Below are 15,144 nucleotides of genomic sequence, written 5' to 3' on the forward strand. Positions count from 1 at the left end.
GTTGCGGCGATTTGGCCCGAAGTCTCGTGACTTCACAAGTCGTAGGGCAATTGCCCGCGGTCGTCGGGGTCGATCCGCAGGGGGCGCTCCAGCGGCGGAACCGCGCGCTGGTGGCAGGCGACGCGCTCGCAGATGCGGCAGGAGATGCCGATGGGCTCGAACCGGGCGTCGAGGTCGAGGCCGTCGGCATAGGTGATGCGCGGCGCGTGGCGGACTTCGCAGCCGAGCGCGATGGCGTGGCGGCGGACCGGTGCGCCGAAGGCTCCGCCCGAGGCGGAGATGTCGTGTGCGAGGCAGAAATAGCGAACGCCGTCAGGGGTTTCCGCCAGCTGCCGCAGGAAGCGGCCCGGCATCTCGAAGGCGGCGTGGACGTTCCAGAGCGGGCAGGCCCCGCCGTAGCGCGCGAATTGCAGTCGCGTGGCGGAGTGGCGCTTGGTGATCTGCCCGGCCTGATCGACGCGGACGAAGAAGAAGGGCACGCCTTTCGCGCCGGGCCGCTGCAGCGTCGAGAGCCGGTGGGCGACCTGTTCGAGCGACGCCCCGAAACGGCGGGCAAGGCGCTCGAGGTCGTGGCGCGTTTCTTCTGCGGCGGTGCGAAATGCCTCGTAGGGCATGAGCGCGGCACCTGCGAAGTAGTTGGCGAGCCCCGTGCGGGCGATGGCGCGGGCGTCGGCGCTGCCGAAGCGGGCGAGGTCGAGCGTGGCGTCGAGCAGCTTGGCCTGCGCGATGAGGGCGACCTGGTGAAGCTGCTGGAACCGGTTGGTCGCGGCGGATGCACGAGCCGAGAGGGTCAGGCGTCGGGTCTCCCGGTCGTACTGCCGCAGCCGCGGGCCGTCCGTACGCGTGACGGCGACGTTGCGGTTGGCCCACCACTTGGCGAGGCCGGCGTCGAGGTCGGGGCCGAGCTGCGTGGCGAAGGTTTCGGCGGCGCGATCGACGGCATCGATGTAATTGTCGCAATAGTGAAAGAAGTCGCGCACTTCCTCCCACGGAGAAGGGGCCAGGTTTCCGGATAAGCCAAGCGCCGCATCGAGCGACGCGAGCCGTTCCGCCCCGTCCCGATAGGCGCGGTGGAGCGTCAGGAAGGCGCGCGCCAGGGCCGGCGCATTCGCCCCGGTCAGGCGCAGGTCGGCCATGGGCACGGTGTCGGCGAAGACCGGATCGGCAAGCGCCTCGCGCATGTCGGAGACGAGGCGCTCGTCGTCGCCGGCACCGAGCTCGGTCACGTCGAAGCCGAACTCGCGGGCGAGGGCCAGGACGACCGCGGTGGAGACCGGCCGGTTGTTGTTCTCCATCTGGTTCAGATAGGGCAGCGAGATGCCGAGCCGCGCCGCGAAATCGGTCTGCGTGAGCCCCATGCGCGTGCGAACCTCGCGCAGCTTTGCCCCGGCATAGAGTTTTCGAACGGCCATCCCGCCTCCTTTGCAAAGCGCCCTTAGCAGGCTTTGCAGGCGACTGTCAGCCCGCGAGCGCGCGGTTGCGGCGGATGGTGAGCAGCGTGGCCACGACCGAGCAGCTGGCCGAAGCGATCATCAGTGCGACGAGCGGGAGCGCCCCGCCGCCGAACGCGAGGAGCCAGCCGGCCACGGCCGAGAGCGCAGCCCCTCCACCGATCATCATCGCGCCGCCGAGGCCCGAGGCGGTGCCGGCGAGATGCGGCTTGACCGAGAGCATCCCGGCGGTCGCGTTCGGGATGACGAGGCCGTTGCCGAGGCCCACGCAGGTCATGAACCCGAAGAAGACCCAGTGCGAGGTGAAGCCCGTCACCGTAAGGCCGCCGAGGAGCGCGAGGCCCGCGGCCTGACCGACGGCCCCGATCAGGATCATCCGGTCGATGCCCATCGCCTGCGAAAAGCGGCCCGAGATGCCGTTGCCCACGAGATAGCCGACGGCCGGCGCGCCGAAGAACAGGCCGAGCGTGGCGGGATCCATCGAGAAGACCTCCGTTCCGACGTAGGGGGCCCCGCCGAGGTAGGCGAAGAAGGAGCCGCTGGCGAAGGCGGAGGCGGCGCAATAGCCCCAGAACCGGCGGGAGGTCAGAAGCTCGGGATACTGGCGCACCTGCTCGCGCAGGTTGCCGGTGCCGCGCGGCGCGGTTTCGCCCAGGTCTCGGTAGGTCAGGATCCAGAGCAGGACGCCAGCGCCGAGCAGGAGCCAGAAGTTCGATTGCCAGCCGAACTGGGCTTCGAGTACGCCGCCGATGGCCGGGCCGACCATGGGGACGACCGACATGCCCATGGTGACGTAGCCCAGCATGGAGGCGGCCTTGTCCTGCGGGTAGAGGTCGCGCACCACGGCGCGGCTCAGGACCATCGCGACGACGATGGCCGCCTGCGCCATGCGGAAGAAGAGGAACGTCTCGATCGTGGTGGCCACCAGGCATCCGACGGTGGCGAGCATGAAGAGGACGAGGCCGGTCAGGATGACGGGGCGGCGGCCGTAGCGATCGGAGATCGGGCCGACGACGAGCTGAAGCGCGGCGTTGACGCCGAGGTAGAGCCCGACCGAGAGCTGAACGAGGCCGTAATCCGCCGCGAAGTAGTCCGCCATCGTCGGCAGGGACGGCAGGAAGACGTTCATCGACAGCGTGGACACGCCGACCAGCGCCACGAGCGTCAGGATATGCGGCGGCGTCCGGGACGCGCGCGGCTGTGGGTCGGTCAGGGTGGCCATGGTCGTGCGTTACGCCTTTGAATGCAGTCTGTCTCTACCTCTGGATGCACAGGCGGGTGTGCGAGGCAAGCTAGCCGTGCGCGGAAGTGGGGCAATGGGATCGGGGGTATTTGCAGATTTTCAAATTCATAAGAGCGGCCGGATTAGTCTTTGCAAATATTCCAATTCGCGCTTTTCGTGCCGCAGTGCAGCGTCTAGAAGCGCGGGAAAGGGAGGACGCGCCATGAAGGATATTCTCACGGAGCTTGAAAGCCGTCGGACGGAGGCGCGCCTCGGCGGGGGGCAGCGCCGGATCGACGCGCAGCACGCCAAGGGCAAGCTGACCGCGCGCGAGCGCATCGAGCTCCTGCTCGACGACAGCTCCTTCGAGGAGTCCGACACATTCGTGGCCCACCGCGCCACGGACTTCGGCATGGACAAGGAGCGGCCTGCCGGCGACGGTGTGGTTACGGGCTGGGGCACGATCAACGGTCGCCTCGTCTATGTCTTCAGCCAGGACTTCACCGTCATGGGCGGCTCCGTGTCCGAGACGCATGCCGCGAAGATCGTCAAGATCCAGGACATGGCGATGCAGAACGGCGCGCCGGTCATCGGATTGAACGATTCCGGCGGCGCGCGCATCCAGGAAGGGGTGATGTCGCTCGCGGGCTACGGCGACGTCTTCCAACGCAACATCGACGCCTCGGGCGTGATCCCGCAGATCAGCGTCATCATGGGCCCCTGCGCGGGCGGCGCGGTCTATTCGCCGGCCATGACCGACTTCATCTTCATGGTGAAAGACAGCTCCTACATGTTCGTCACCGGCCCGGACGTGGTGAAGACCGTCACGAACGAGGTCGTCACGGCCGAGGAGCTGGGCGGCGCGTCGGCCCACACGAAGAAGTCCGGCGTCGCCGATGCGGCCTTCGAGAACGACGTAGAGGCGCTGGCCGAAGTCCGCCGCCTGGTCGACTTCCTGCCGCTCAACAACCAGGCGCGGGTGCCGGTCCGCCCGTTCTTCGACGATCCGGGCCGGATCGAGGACAGTCTCGACACGCTGGTCCCCGATAACCCCAACATGCCCTACGACATGAAGGAGCTGATCGAGAAGCTGGCCGACGAAGGCGACTTCTTCGAGCTTCAGGCCGACTATGCGGGCAACATCCTGACCGGTTTCATCCGTCTGGAAGGACGCACGGTCGGCGTCGTCGCCAATCAGCCGATGGTCCTGGCGGGCTGCCTCGACATCGACAGTTCCCGCAAGGCCGCGAAGTTCGTGCGCTTCTGCGACGCGTTCGACATTCCGCTCCTGACGCTGGTGGACGTGCCGGGCTTCCTTCCGGGCACGAGCCAGGAGTACGGCGGCGTCATCAAGCACGGGGCGAAGCTGCTCTTCGCCTATGGCGAGGCGACGGTGCCGAAGGTCACCGTCATCACGCGCAAGGCCTATGGCGGTGCCTATGTGGTCATGGCGTCGAAGCATCTGGCGGGCGATTTCAACTATGCCTGGCCGACCTCCGAGATCGCGGTGATGGGATCGAAGGGCGCGGTGGAGATCCTCTATCGCTCCGAGTTCGGGGACGCCGACAAGATCGCGGCGCGCACGGCGGATTACGAGGACCGCTTCGCGAACCCCTTCGTGGCGGCCGAAAAGGGATTCATCGACGAGGTCATCATGCCCCACTCGACGCGCAAGCGGGTCGCGCGGGCCTTCGCGTCCCTGCGGCAGAAGCGGCAGGAGCGGCCGTGGCGCAAGCACGATACCATTCCGCTTTGAACGGAGGCACGTGGCGATGGGACAGGCGCGGCTGGCACGTATCGGACGATGGGGCGACCTATGTGATCGCGCGTCGGAGGCCGGCGCAGTGGGATGCCTGGGCCGAGACGCGTCTGCCGGACATGGGACGCCGACGCCTCGCCCATGCAGTGCGGCAGGATATATGGCGGCGGCTGCGGCGGGTGCGGGGCTTTGCACCGGTGATCTCGGTGACGCGCGACCGGGCGGGGCTTCTGCTGCGGGCGGGCGGAAGCGTCGCGGGCGTCGCGCCGCCGGATCTGCCCGACCGGATCGCCGCGCTTCTGGAGGAGCCGCGTGTGCGCGCCGCCTGGCTGCGTGCGGCCCGACACCGGTGAGAGGAACCGCGCGGCCCGATGGGGCGTTGCCCTCCGAAACAGGAGGATGTCGCCATGCCGAAAGACCACGGTGCCAGCATCAAGGACGATGCCACCTACGAAGCCCTGCGCGAAGACGGTGCCTCGAAGCAGAAGGCTGCGCGGATCGCCAATGCTCAGGCAAACGACGCGATGTCGCCGTCCGAGAAGGGTGGCAAGCAGCCGCCCTACGAGCAATGGCGTCGCGACGACCTCTATCACCGCGCGCAGGAACTCGACGTCGAGGGGCGCTCGGATATGACGAAGGACGAGCTGATCGACGCCTTGCGCGCCGCCTGATCGGCTCTGCGAACGGGGCCGCCCGATGAGGGGTGGTCTCGCCTTTGCCCTCGCCCTCGCGGCGGGGCCGGTCGCGGCGCAGGAACAATTGCCGTCCGGGCAGGCTCTCGTGCTCTGGGAAGTCGTCTGGGAGCGTGTTGCGGGTACCGGCACGCAGGCCGTGCTGCGCTTCATCGCGCCCGGCATCGCGCGCGAGGGCGGCACGGTCGATGTGGAGGCGGCCTTCGAGGATCTCGACTGGCTCTGCGCCACCCACGCGGTTCCTCTGGCCGAATTGCCGGCGTCCCGTGCAGATACCGTTGTGGTGACGCTGATGGATCGACCGGTGCCGCGGGGCGCGACGGATCCCGAAGCCACCCAATATTTCAGCGTTTATTCGATCGAGAACGGCGAATGTTTGCCGGAAGACTTCTGATGAAGGCGGGTTTTCGGACGATCCCCTTGCAGGAACCTGCGTTGCTGTCACAACGTTGTGGCATCGGGGGCGCACACCGAATCTGCCACGCGTCCCAGACCTATTGGAGAAAGACATGCAAAAGTTCGTCAAAGCCTTCGCCATCCTCGGCGTCACCGCCACGCTCGTTGCCTGCGGTGCCCCCGAGGAAGAGGAAGTCGTCATCGTTCCCGTCGAGCCCGAGCCGATTTCCGGCAAGTTCTGAGGCGAACGCCGCGGCGGCGCGCCGGGCCTGTATCCCGCGCGCCTCTGAAGAATATGGGTCGGTTGCGTGCATCGTCGCGCGACCGGCCCTTTTTCGTTCGAGGTTGTCCGTTTCCATCGTGGCGACAGTGCGGCGGGCGATGGCCGTTGATGCGGGGCTGACACAAGCCCCTGATGCAACTGGGGCAATTCTGGGGCACCCGTATCGGGAGCCGGCATCTTCTGGTAAGTTCTCCACAGGCCGCGCATGTGCGGCTGTCATCACGGGCGGTGCCGGGTGTGAAACCCCGGCACCGCCCGTCAACGTCAGGAGAACTGAATGTCGAGCATCGCTAAACTCACCGTCGCGCTCGCGGCGCTTACGGCCCTCTCGGGCTGCTTCCTCTCGAACCCCGAGCCGGAAGAGATCGTCATCGTCGAGCCGGCCCCCGTCGTGGTCGAGCCCGTCAGCGGCAAATTCCATTGATCGCGCGTCAGGGCGGGGGGCAGACCCCGCCCTGACCGTCCGCCGAGACGCGGGGGCTCCGAAGGGGACGGGCCCATGTTGAAGCACCGCGGATTTCCCGGCCGCCTGGCTGGCACCGATTTCCAGTTCACGATCCGCCGCGCCAACAAGAAGGGCGTGACGCCGCTGACCCGACGCGAACGGTTCCGCGATCGCAAAGCGGCGGACCGGCAGGCGGACCGTGCCTTCCTCGAAGCCCTGATCTCGCATTTCGGCGATGCCTCTTTCGCGCGGGGCAACCTCGACGCGGGCCGGTTGTCCTGGCTCTTCGGGCGCGAGGTCGTCCCCGCCGAGGATCCCTTCGATCCGGCCGATTACGACGCGCTGCTGCGGGTGGACATGCGGGCCGCGGAGGCGGCGTTTCCGGATCTGTTCGACGCCGATCCATTGCAGGACCGGGAGGATCCGTGAGCGTGTTCCCGCCGATCCATTGCGCCCATGCGCAATTCCGCGCCGAAAGCCGGGGTCCATCGTCGTCGCGCTATGCGTCGGCTGCGGCGCGGCGCAACGTCGACCTGCGGCCCGGATGTCCCGTTCCCCATGGACGGCGTTCGGATCGCGAGTGGAAACGTACCCCTTCCCTGTCCGGTCAGCGGCCAGTTCCCCTGATCTGGTTGTTGACCGGACATTCTTTTCTCCGCCCCGGCGGTCGGGTCGGGGTCGAAGCCGCTCTTATAAGAAGAAGAGACCGAGCAGGAGCCTCATTCCTTTCCCATCCGTCATACGGGTCGCGGGTCTTTCACCTGCGCCCCCATCGGTGCGAGAGCCGTTCTGACGCTGGGTCAATTCGAATAGCCGAAATGTCGGACGGAACCCGCAGCGGACCGTTCGCGTTCGACACACACAACCACATCGGAGACAATCCATGCACCGCAAGTTCATCGTTCCCGCCCTCGTGCTCGTCGCCGGGCTCTCGGCCTGCAACACCGGTTCCGACCTCGAGCGCGCGGCCGTCGGCGGCGTTGTCGGCTGTGCCGTCGGTGAGATCATCGACGACGGCAAGTGCGTCACGGGTGCCGCGGTCGGTGCCGCTGGCGGCGCGCTCGCGAACGACTTCTAAGACGCGGCCCCACGGGGCGCTTCTAGACTCATTTCTGGGCTGTCCGGTCTCTCGACCGGACAGCCCTTTCTTTTGCGCATCCGGCCGCAGACCGGAGGGGGAGGGACAATGTTCAAGAAAATCCTGATCGCGAACCGGGGCGAGATCGCGTGCCGGGTCATCAAGACGGCCCGGAAGATGGGGATCGCCACGGTCGCCGTCTATTCCGACGCCGACCGCAACGCCCTGCACGTGCAGATGGCGGACGAGGCCGTGCACATCGGACCGCCGCCGGCGAACCAGTCCTATATCGTGATCGACAAGATCATGGAGGCGATCGAGGCGACGGGCGCGGAGGCGGTGCATCCGGGCTATGGCTTCCTCAGCGAGAACCCGAAATTCGCCGAGGCTCTGGAGGCGGCCGGCGTCGCCTTCATCGGGCCGCCGAAGGGCGCGATCGAGGCGATGGGCGACAAGATCACATCGAAGAAGATCGCCCAGGATGCGGGCGTGAGCACCGTGCCCGGTCACATGGGCCTGATCGAGGATGCCGACGAGGCGCTGCGCATCTCCGAGGATATCGGCTTTCCGGTGATGCTCAAGGCCAGCGCCGGCGGCGGCGGCAAGGGGATGCGTATCGCCTGGAATGCCGACGAGGTGCGCGAGGGCTTCCAGGCGTCGAAGAACGAGGCGGCGTCGAGCTTCGGCGATGACCGCATGTTCATCGAGAAGTTCGTCACCCAGCCGCGCCACATCGAGATCCAGGTGCTTTGTGACGGGCAGGGCAACGGCGTCTATCTGGGCGAGCGCGAATGCTCGATCCAGCGCCGCAACCAGAAGGTCGTGGAGGAGGCCCCGTCGCCCTTCCTCGACGAGGAGACGCGCCGCGCGATGGGCGAGCAGTCACTCGCGCTGGCCCATGCGGTCGGCTACGCGAGCGCCGGCACGGTCGAGTTCATCGTCGACGGGGACCGCAACTTCTACTTCCTCGAGATGAACACCCGTCTGCAGGTGGAACATCCGGTGACGGAGCTGATCACCGGCGTCGACCTCGTGGAGCACATGATCCGCGTGGCCTACGGCGAGACGCTGAGCCTCGCGCAGGGCGACGTCAAGCTGAATGGCTGGGCCATCGAGAGCCGCCTCTATGCCGAGGATCCGTATCGCGGCTTCCTCCCCTCGATCGGCCGGCTGACCCGTTATCGCCCGCCTGAGGAAACGCCCGACTACCTGCCGGGTGTAGTGCCGCAGGCTCCGGTCGTGCGCAACGATACCGGCGTCTACGAGGGCGGCGAGATCAGCATGTACTACGACCCGATGATCGCGAAGCTCTGCACCTGGGGTCCGAGCCGCGCGGAGGCCATCGAAGGGATGCGCCAGGCGCTCGACGGCTTCGAGGTGGAGGGGATCGGGCACAACCTGCCGTTCCTCTCGGCGGTGATGGACCATCCGAAATTCGTCTCGGGCGACATGACCACGGCCTTCATCGCCGAGGAATATCCCGACGGCTTCGAGGGCGTGACGCTGGACGAGACCGAGTTGCGGCGCATTGCCGCAGCCTGTGCCGCGATGCACCGGGTCGCCGAGATCCGGCGCACGCGGGTTTCGGGCCGGATGGACAACCACGAGCGCAAGGTGGGCAAGGGTTGGGTCGTCACCCTCGGCGGCGCGCGGTTCGAGGCGCGGATCGAGGCCGACCGCGACGGGGCCGACGTGACCATCGACGGCGAGATCCTGCGCTGCGAGAGCGCTTGGACGCCGGGGGACACACTGGCCCGCGTGGCCGTCTCGGGCGAGGTGATCGTGCTGAAGGTCGGCAAGATCACCCAGGGCTTCCGCGTGCGCACCCGTGGCGCGGACCTGCGCGTCCATGTCCGCACGCCGCGTCAGGCGGAGCTTGCCGCGCTCATGCCCGAGAAACTGCCGCCCGACACGTCGAAGATGCTGCTCTGCCCGATGCCGGGGCTGATCGTGCGCGTCGATGTGGCTGAGGGCGACGAGGTGCAGGAGGGGCAGGCGCTGGCCGTGGTCGAGGCGATGAAGATGGAGAACATCCTGCGAGCCGAGAAGAAGGGCCGCGTCTCGAAGGTGAACGCCGCGCCGGGCGACAGCCTTGCCGTGGACGACGTCATCCTGGAGTTCGAATGACGCCATGAGCCGCCGCGCGTTCCTCGTCCTCGCGTTTCTGTCCGTCTTCGGGCTGGTCCTTGCCCTCTGGGCGCGGATCGAGCTCGACTGGGCGAACGCGCGGGTGCAGGGAACGGCGCTCGCGGGCACCTTCATCGCGCTCGGCTGGGTGGCGACGTTCTTCTTCCGGGAGTTTTCGGCCTCGATCGAGCGGCGGCTGCGGTCTTCGGATATCCAGCGCGCGCTTCTGGCCGAGATCGCGGACTATGCCGAGACGCTGGAGTTGTCCGATGCCGAGGGGATGAAGGACGACCTAGCGCGGGAGATCGCGGCCAACCCGGCGTTCCGGCCCTATTTCTTCCGGGTCAGCGCGCCGGTCATCTTCGAGGCCAACGACGAGGCGGTGCCGCTTCTGCCGGAGGAGGTGATCGACGACGTCATCGCGTTCTACAGCACCTTGTCGGATCTGCGTTCGATGATCGAGGACCTGCGCGACCCGGCGTTCGGCCTGCTCGACGGGGCGCGACGGCTGCGCAGCTACCGTGACTATGTGGACCTGATGGCGAATACCGCGCGGCTTGCGCGCGATGCGGCTGTCCGGCTGGACGATTCACTCGCAGATCGTGTTACGGCTTACACGCGGCCCGACGCGACGAACGGCTTCGGAGGCGTGCGGTGAGATTTTTTGATGTGACCGTCCGGTCGCGGACCCTAGTAGAAGGGCCGCGGTCCCCGACGACCGCCCTTGGCGGCGGGAATGGACTTGGAACGCGTCTGCAGTGCCATGATGTCTTCCTTCCCTTGCTTCGTTCTCAATATAGCGTCGGAGCGGCTCTGCCGCAATGTTTTGATGATCGAATAGTTAGTGAATACTTACCAAACTCTCATCGTCCGCGCCCTATCTCGCGCTGGCGCAGGGGCATCTTGTCGATCGAGCGGCTGAGTTCGCGCACCGTCCAAGGCAGGGGTTTACGCAGTTCGACCTCGCCGTCCTTCCCGATGAGCACGAGCATGAAACCGCGCGGGCGCAACTGCTGCCGCAGGTCGCTTTCGACCGACGGATCCGTATCGGTCACGAGGATGACGTCCCGGGCGATCAGTTCGGGCAGATCGGCCTGCAATTCCTCCATCTGCTCCTCGAAGGAGGGGTCGCGCGGCGTGTTCGCGAAAACGACGACGGGACGTGCGACCCAGAGGAGCTCCGCGATGTCGATCTCCGACGCGTCGAAGACTTGCGCCGGATCCGCGCGCCACGCCTCCTCGAGCGACGGCGTGTCGGCCGCGACAGCCGGCAGCGTCAGGGCCAGCGAAAGGAGCGAGGAGGTGAGTAGCGCGTGCATTGGAAACGTCCGTCTTGTTTCCAGACATATAGGCGCGCGACCCGTCAGGGCGAAGACTCCGGTCGCCGGATCAATCACTTTTGACGCAAGTCGCAACTTTAACCGCATTTCAGGGTCCGAGGGGCAGAGGGGAGGGGCACATGAAAGGACATGACATGCCCCACCTGACCTCCCTGCCGCCCGTGACGCTCCATCTCGGCGCGCACCGCACGGGCGCGACGAGCCTGCAGCATCTGCTGACACGCAATCTGGGCTGGCTGGCGTCGCGCGGGATTGCCTATTGGGGGCCGCGCCGCACGCGCGACGGCGTGATGTCGGGCGTGATCGGGGATCCGGGGCGCGTCGAGACCGGTCGGGACATCCGCGCCCATCGCGCCGCCGGACGCATCGCCATGTTGCGCAGCGAGATGCAGGCGGAGGGGACGGCGCGTCTGTTGATCTCCGATCAGGCCCTCCTCGGCAGCCTGCGCGAAAACCTTCTGCTCGGGCGGCTCTACCCGACGGCCCGCGCGCGCCTCGCGCGATTGGCTGCAGCCATGCCGGGCATCGACCATGTCGCCCTTGCGATCCGCAGCCCGGATGCCTGGTGGACGAGCGTTTTTGCCGATCTGATGACGCGCGGTTTTGCCCCGCCCGATCGCGCGACGATCGAGGCCGTGCTCGGGGCTCGTCGAGGCTGGCGCGACGTGATCGAGGATGTCGCCGAGGCCCTCCCGGGTGCCCGGCTGACCGTCTGGATGCACGAAGACCGCGCGGCGCATCCCGAGCGTGCGCTCATGGAACTGACCGATCTCCTGCCGGAGCATCGCGGGGCCCCGCGCCTGCGCCGCGCCCCGACCTGCGCCGCCCTGCAGGACCGTCTCCGGCAAGAGGGCTGCATGACGCAGCTGCCCGAGGTGGGCGGCCTCTATGCGCCCTTCACCCCCGACGAGCGCGCGCATCTGCGCAGCCGCTACGACGCCGATCTGGCCTGGCTGCGCGCCGGAGCCGATGGGCTGATCGCCCCCGAAGACAACGATATCAGACCCCCTTCGGAGGGGCCCTTCCGCGACAGGAGACCGAGACATGGCCAAGACCGACGACAAGACCCGATGGGGGCAGCTGGCTGAGGGCGAGCTGCGCGGCCGTCCGCTGGACGCGCTGACATGGAAGACGCTGGAGGGCATCGACGTCGCGCCGGTCTATGGGCCCGCCGACCTCTCGGGCGTCGACCATCTGGGTCCGATGCCCGGAGAGGCCCCCTTCACCCGGGGCGTGAAGGCCACGATGTACGCGGGCCGGCCCTGGACGATCCGGCAATACGCGGGGTTCTCGACGGCAGAAGAGTCGAATGCCTTCTACCGCAAGGCGCTTGCCGCCGGACAACAGGGCGTCTCGGTCGCCTTCGACCTGGCGACGCACCGCGGCTACGACAGCGACCATCCGCGCGTGGTGGGCGACGTGGGCAAGGCGGGTGTCGCCATCGACAGCGTCGAGGACATGAAGATCCTCTTCGACGGCATCCCGCTGGAAAAGGTCTCTGTCTCGATGACGATGAACGGGGCCGTGATCCCGATCCTGGCGAATTTCATCGTGGCGGGCGAGGAGCAGGGCGTCTCCCGCGATCAGCTGTCGGGGACGATCCAGAACGACATCCTCAAGGAGTTCATGGTCCGCAACACCTATGTATATCCGCCCGAGCCCTCGATGCGGATCATCGCGGACATCATCGAATACACTGCCGACGAGATGCCGCGCTTCAACTCCATCTCGATCTCGGGCTACCACATGCAGGAGGCCGGGGCGAACCTTGTGCAGGAGCTGGCATACACCTTGGCCGACGGCCGCGAATACGTGCGCACCGCCATCGCGCGGGGCATGGACGTCGACCGCTTCGCCGGCCGGCTGTCGTTCTTCTTCGCGATCGGGATGAATTTCTTCATGGAGGCGGCGAAGCTGCGGGCGGCGCGCCTGCTGTGGCACCGCATCATGGCGGAGTTCGAACCGAAGAACCCGAAATCCTCGATGCTGCGGACCCACTGCCAGACCTCGGGCGTGTCCCTGCAGGAGCAGGATCCCTACAACAACGTCGTGCGCACCGCCTACGAGGCGATGGCCGCCGTGCTGGGCGGGACGCAGTCGCTGCATACCAACTCCTTCGACGAGGCGATCGCGCTTCCGACCGAGAATTCCGCCCGGATCGCGCGCAACACCCAGCTCATCCTGCAGGAGGAGACGGGGGTGACGAACGTGGTCGATCCGCTGGCCGGCTCCTACTACGTCGAGAAGCTAACCCATGATCTGGCCGAGGCCGCCTGGGCGCTCATCGAGGAGGTCGAGGAGATGGGGGGCATGACCAAGGCCGTGGCCTCGGGGATGCCGAAGTTGCGCATCGAGGAAAGTGCGGCCACCCGGCAGGCTATGATCGACAAGGGCGACGAGGTGATCGTCGGCGTCAACAAGTACCGCCGGGAGACCGAGGATGAGATCGACATCCTCGATATCGACAACGACAAGGTCCGCGAGGCGCAGGTCGCCCGGCTGGAGCGCATCCGGTCGAGCCGTGATCAGGCCGCCTGCGATGCGGCCCTCGGCGAACTTGAACGCCGCGCCCGCGAGGACGGCAACCTTCTGGAGGCGGCGGTGGAGGCCGCCCGTCACCGTGCCAGCGTGGGGGAGATCAGCATGGCCATGGAAAACGCGTTCGGCCGGCACCGGGCCGAGGTGAAGACGCTCGCCGGGGTCTACGGCGCGGCCTACGAGGGCGACGCGGGGTTCGCCGCGATCCAGAAGGACGTGGAGGACTTCGCCGAGGCCGAGGGCCGCCGGCCCCGGATGCTCGTCGTCAAGATGGGTCAGGACGGGCACGACCGCGGGGCCAAGGTAATCGCGACGGCTTTTGCCGATATCGGCTTCGACGTGGATGTCGGCCCGCTCTTCCAGACGCCCGAGGAGGCCGCCCAGGACGCCATCGACAACGACGTCCACGTCATCGGCATCTCCAGTCAGGCGGCCGGCCACAAGACGCTTGCCCCGAAGCTGATCGAGGCGCTCAAGGCCGAGGGGGCCGGGGAGATCATCGTGATCTGCGGCGGCGTGATCCCGCAGCAGGACTACGATTTCCTCAAGCGCGCGGGCGTCGCGGCGATCTTCGGGCCGGGCACGAACATCCCGGCGGCGGCGGCCGATATCCTCAAGCTGATCCGCGCCGCACGCGGCTGAAGACGGGGGCCGCAAGCGCGGATTTTTCGCTTGCGGCCTTTCGCGCCCGCCGCTAAATCCGCCGCACGGTTGGGGTGTGGCGCAGTGGTAGCGCAACGGTTTTTGGTACCGCAGGTCGTAGGTTCGAATCCTACCACCCCAGCCAATTCCCTTCGTTTTTCGTTCTGCATCAGGGTTTTGCGCCTCGTCCGTGCGCGCGGCTGAGGAATTGGTTGCACAGAAGGTTGCACACGGGCTCGCCCGCGCACCTTCTCTCGGCGGCGATCGCAAGGATCGCCATGACCCAGACTCCCTATCTCTACGAGCATGCCGGCCGCCTTTACTTCCGACGGCGCGTGCCGGGTTTGTCCGCATCTATTCGCCCCGTCATGGTCTCCCTGGGGACGACAGATCGAAGATCGGGGCATACCTCATGTGTGAAACTGACCGCACGCATGGACGAAATGCTCGACGACGACCTTCATATCACGCTGCTCGAGGCGGACGTGACGGCCTTCTTTCAGGCCGAGTTGAAGCGGTGCATCCGTCGTCTGAGCGCGCGGCGGCGGGTCGAGCGGATGGATGGCAGCCTGACGGCGGACAAGGTGCGGCGAAACGACCTGATGGCTCGTCTGCTGAAGGGGATGGTTGATCACGGCATTTGCGAGACCGTCCCTCAGGTCGTCGCCGATCAGCTCGACGAGACTGCGCGCGCCGGGGCGTATAACCTCCAGGAGGAACTGTTCCGGAAGGTCACATCAGAGGATTACGGCGATGAACTCGTAGACCGGGCCTCCGCCTGTGGACTGCCGGATGCGGCGTCCGATGCTTTGCGGCTCGAGCTTCGCTGGGCCGCCCTTGAGGCGAATGCGGCGGCGCACGCGGCGTTGGAGGACGTTCCGCTGAACTACGGGCCGTCCGCTCACCAAGCGGCGGTCTCGCCCCTGCGCGAAGTTGCCCGGGTCCCTGCTTGTCTGGCCGGTCATGCCGATCCGGGGTCGACGGAATTCGAATGCGTCCCGACGGTCGCATCGCAGCCCTTAGAAGCAACGGCTGTCAGCATCGAGCCCCTTGAGGTGCTCCCCGATCCTTGGACAGGATCTGGCGTTTTCTAAGCTACTCTCTGGGCCTCCTGGTCGGGTTGCATGATCGTCGTGCCGGCGCGGTAGACCACGTCCGGTGGTTGTCCGTC

General features: G+C 67.0%; 16 protein-coding genes and 1 tRNA gene. 14 read left to right on the plus strand and 3 right to left on the minus strand.

Features of this window, described 5'->3' with window-relative positions; all coding sequences use genetic code 11:
- Positions 1 to 32 precede the first annotated feature (32 nt).
- Both HSX43_RS16270 and HSX43_RS16275 read right to left on the minus strand, forming a co-directional pair.
- A complete protein-coding gene (locus tag HSX43_RS16270) occupies positions 33 to 1,412 on the minus strand; it encodes a helix-turn-helix domain-containing protein (RefSeq protein WP_179381189.1) in 1,380 nt (459 codons plus the stop codon).
- Between the two features lie 46 nt (positions 1,413 to 1,458).
- Entirely contained in the window at positions 1,459 to 2,673 is a 1,215-nt protein-coding gene (locus HSX43_RS16275) for a multidrug effflux MFS transporter (RefSeq protein ID WP_179381190.1), read from the minus strand.
- 223 nt (positions 2,674 to 2,896) lie between these two features.
- On the opposite strand from HSX43_RS16275, the gene HSX43_RS16280 reads away from it, so the two are divergent.
- The 10 genes from HSX43_RS16280 (at position 2,897) to HSX43_RS16320 (ending at position 10,111) form a co-directional block, all read left to right on the plus strand.
- Positions 2,897 to 4,429 (plus strand): acyl-CoA carboxylase subunit beta, encoded by a 1,533-nt coding sequence (locus HSX43_RS16280; RefSeq protein ID WP_179381191.1) that lies wholly within the window; start codon positions 2,897 to 2,899, stop codon positions 4,427 to 4,429.
- Between the two features lie 122 nt (positions 4,430 to 4,551).
- Positions 4,552 to 4,785 carry a hypothetical protein gene (locus HSX43_RS16285; protein WP_235962704.1) on the plus strand — a complete coding sequence of 78 codons (234 nt, stop codon included), beginning with the start codon at positions 4,552 to 4,554 and terminating at the stop codon, positions 4,783 to 4,785.
- Between the two features lie 54 nt (positions 4,786 to 4,839).
- Positions 4,840 to 5,103, plus strand: a complete 264-nt coding sequence (locus tag HSX43_RS16290; protein WP_179381192.1) for a DUF7218 family protein — start codon at positions 4,840 to 4,842, stop codon at positions 5,101 to 5,103.
- A 25-nt stretch (positions 5,104 to 5,128) separates the two neighbouring features.
- Entirely contained in the window at positions 5,129 to 5,518 is a 390-nt protein-coding gene (locus HSX43_RS16295; RefSeq protein ID WP_179381193.1) for a DUF6497 family protein, read from the plus strand.
- A gap of 115 nt (positions 5,519 to 5,633) precedes the next feature.
- Positions 5,634 to 5,762 (plus strand): hypothetical protein, encoded by a 129-nt coding sequence (locus HSX43_RS19860; protein WP_268884082.1) that lies wholly within the window; start codon positions 5,634 to 5,636, stop codon positions 5,760 to 5,762.
- A 318-nt stretch (positions 5,763 to 6,080) separates the two neighbouring features.
- Positions 6,081 to 6,227 carry a hypothetical protein gene (locus HSX43_RS16300; RefSeq protein ID WP_179381194.1) on the plus strand — a complete coding sequence of 49 codons (147 nt, stop codon included), beginning with the start codon at positions 6,081 to 6,083 and terminating at the stop codon, positions 6,225 to 6,227.
- Between the two features lie 75 nt (positions 6,228 to 6,302).
- The gene (locus tag HSX43_RS16305; protein WP_179381195.1) at positions 6,303 to 6,677 is read left to right on the plus strand and encodes a hypothetical protein; all 375 of its coding nucleotides are present in this window, start codon (positions 6,303 to 6,305) and stop codon (positions 6,675 to 6,677) included.
- Between the two features lie 454 nt (positions 6,678 to 7,131).
- Positions 7,132 to 7,326, plus strand: a complete 195-nt coding sequence (locus HSX43_RS16310) for a hypothetical protein (protein WP_179381196.1) — start codon at positions 7,132 to 7,134, stop codon at positions 7,324 to 7,326.
- A gap of 108 nt (positions 7,327 to 7,434) precedes the next feature.
- Positions 7,435 to 9,453 (plus strand): acetyl-CoA carboxylase biotin carboxylase subunit, encoded by a 2,019-nt coding sequence (locus HSX43_RS16315; protein WP_179381197.1) that lies wholly within the window; start codon positions 7,435 to 7,437, stop codon positions 9,451 to 9,453.
- Positions 9,454 to 9,457: 4 nt separating this feature from the next.
- Positions 9,458 to 10,111, plus strand: coding sequence for a hypothetical protein (locus HSX43_RS16320; RefSeq protein WP_179381198.1), 654 nt, complete (start codon positions 9,458 to 9,460; stop codon positions 10,109 to 10,111).
- 205 nt (positions 10,112 to 10,316) lie between these two features.
- On the opposite strand, the gene HSX43_RS16325 is transcribed toward HSX43_RS16320, so the two are convergent.
- Positions 10,317 to 10,772 (minus strand): DUF4174 domain-containing protein, encoded by a 456-nt coding sequence (locus HSX43_RS16325; protein ID WP_179381199.1) that lies wholly within the window; start codon positions 10,770 to 10,772, stop codon positions 10,317 to 10,319.
- A gap of 140 nt (positions 10,773 to 10,912) precedes the next feature.
- Between HSX43_RS16325 and HSX43_RS16330 the strand changes: the two genes are divergently transcribed.
- The 4 genes from HSX43_RS16330 to HSX43_RS16345 all read left to right on the plus strand — a co-directional run bounded on the left by HSX43_RS16330 (position 10,913) and on the right by HSX43_RS16345 (position 15,067).
- Positions 10,913 to 11,881 (plus strand): hypothetical protein, encoded by a 969-nt coding sequence (locus tag HSX43_RS16330; protein WP_179381200.1) that lies wholly within the window; start codon positions 10,913 to 10,915, stop codon positions 11,879 to 11,881.
- The gene (gene scpA, locus HSX43_RS16335) at positions 11,838 to 13,973 is read left to right on the plus strand and encodes a methylmalonyl-CoA mutase (protein ID WP_179381201.1); all 2,136 of its coding nucleotides are present in this window, start codon (positions 11,838 to 11,840) and stop codon (positions 13,971 to 13,973) included. The genes HSX43_RS16330 and scpA overlap by 44 nt, the downstream gene beginning before the upstream one ends.
- A 70-nt stretch (positions 13,974 to 14,043) precedes the next feature.
- Positions 14,044 to 14,118, plus strand: a tRNA-Gln gene (locus HSX43_RS16340).
- 133 nt (positions 14,119 to 14,251) lie between these two features.
- Positions 14,252 to 15,067, plus strand: coding sequence for a hypothetical protein (locus HSX43_RS16345; RefSeq protein WP_179381202.1), 816 nt, complete (start codon positions 14,252 to 14,254; stop codon positions 15,065 to 15,067).
- Positions 15,068 to 15,144 lie beyond the last annotated feature (77 nt).

The sequence above is a fragment of the Jannaschia marina genome (assembly GCF_013404595.1).
In the GTDB taxonomy this organism is placed as follows: domain Bacteria; phylum Pseudomonadota; class Alphaproteobacteria; order Rhodobacterales; family Rhodobacteraceae; genus Jannaschia; species Jannaschia marina.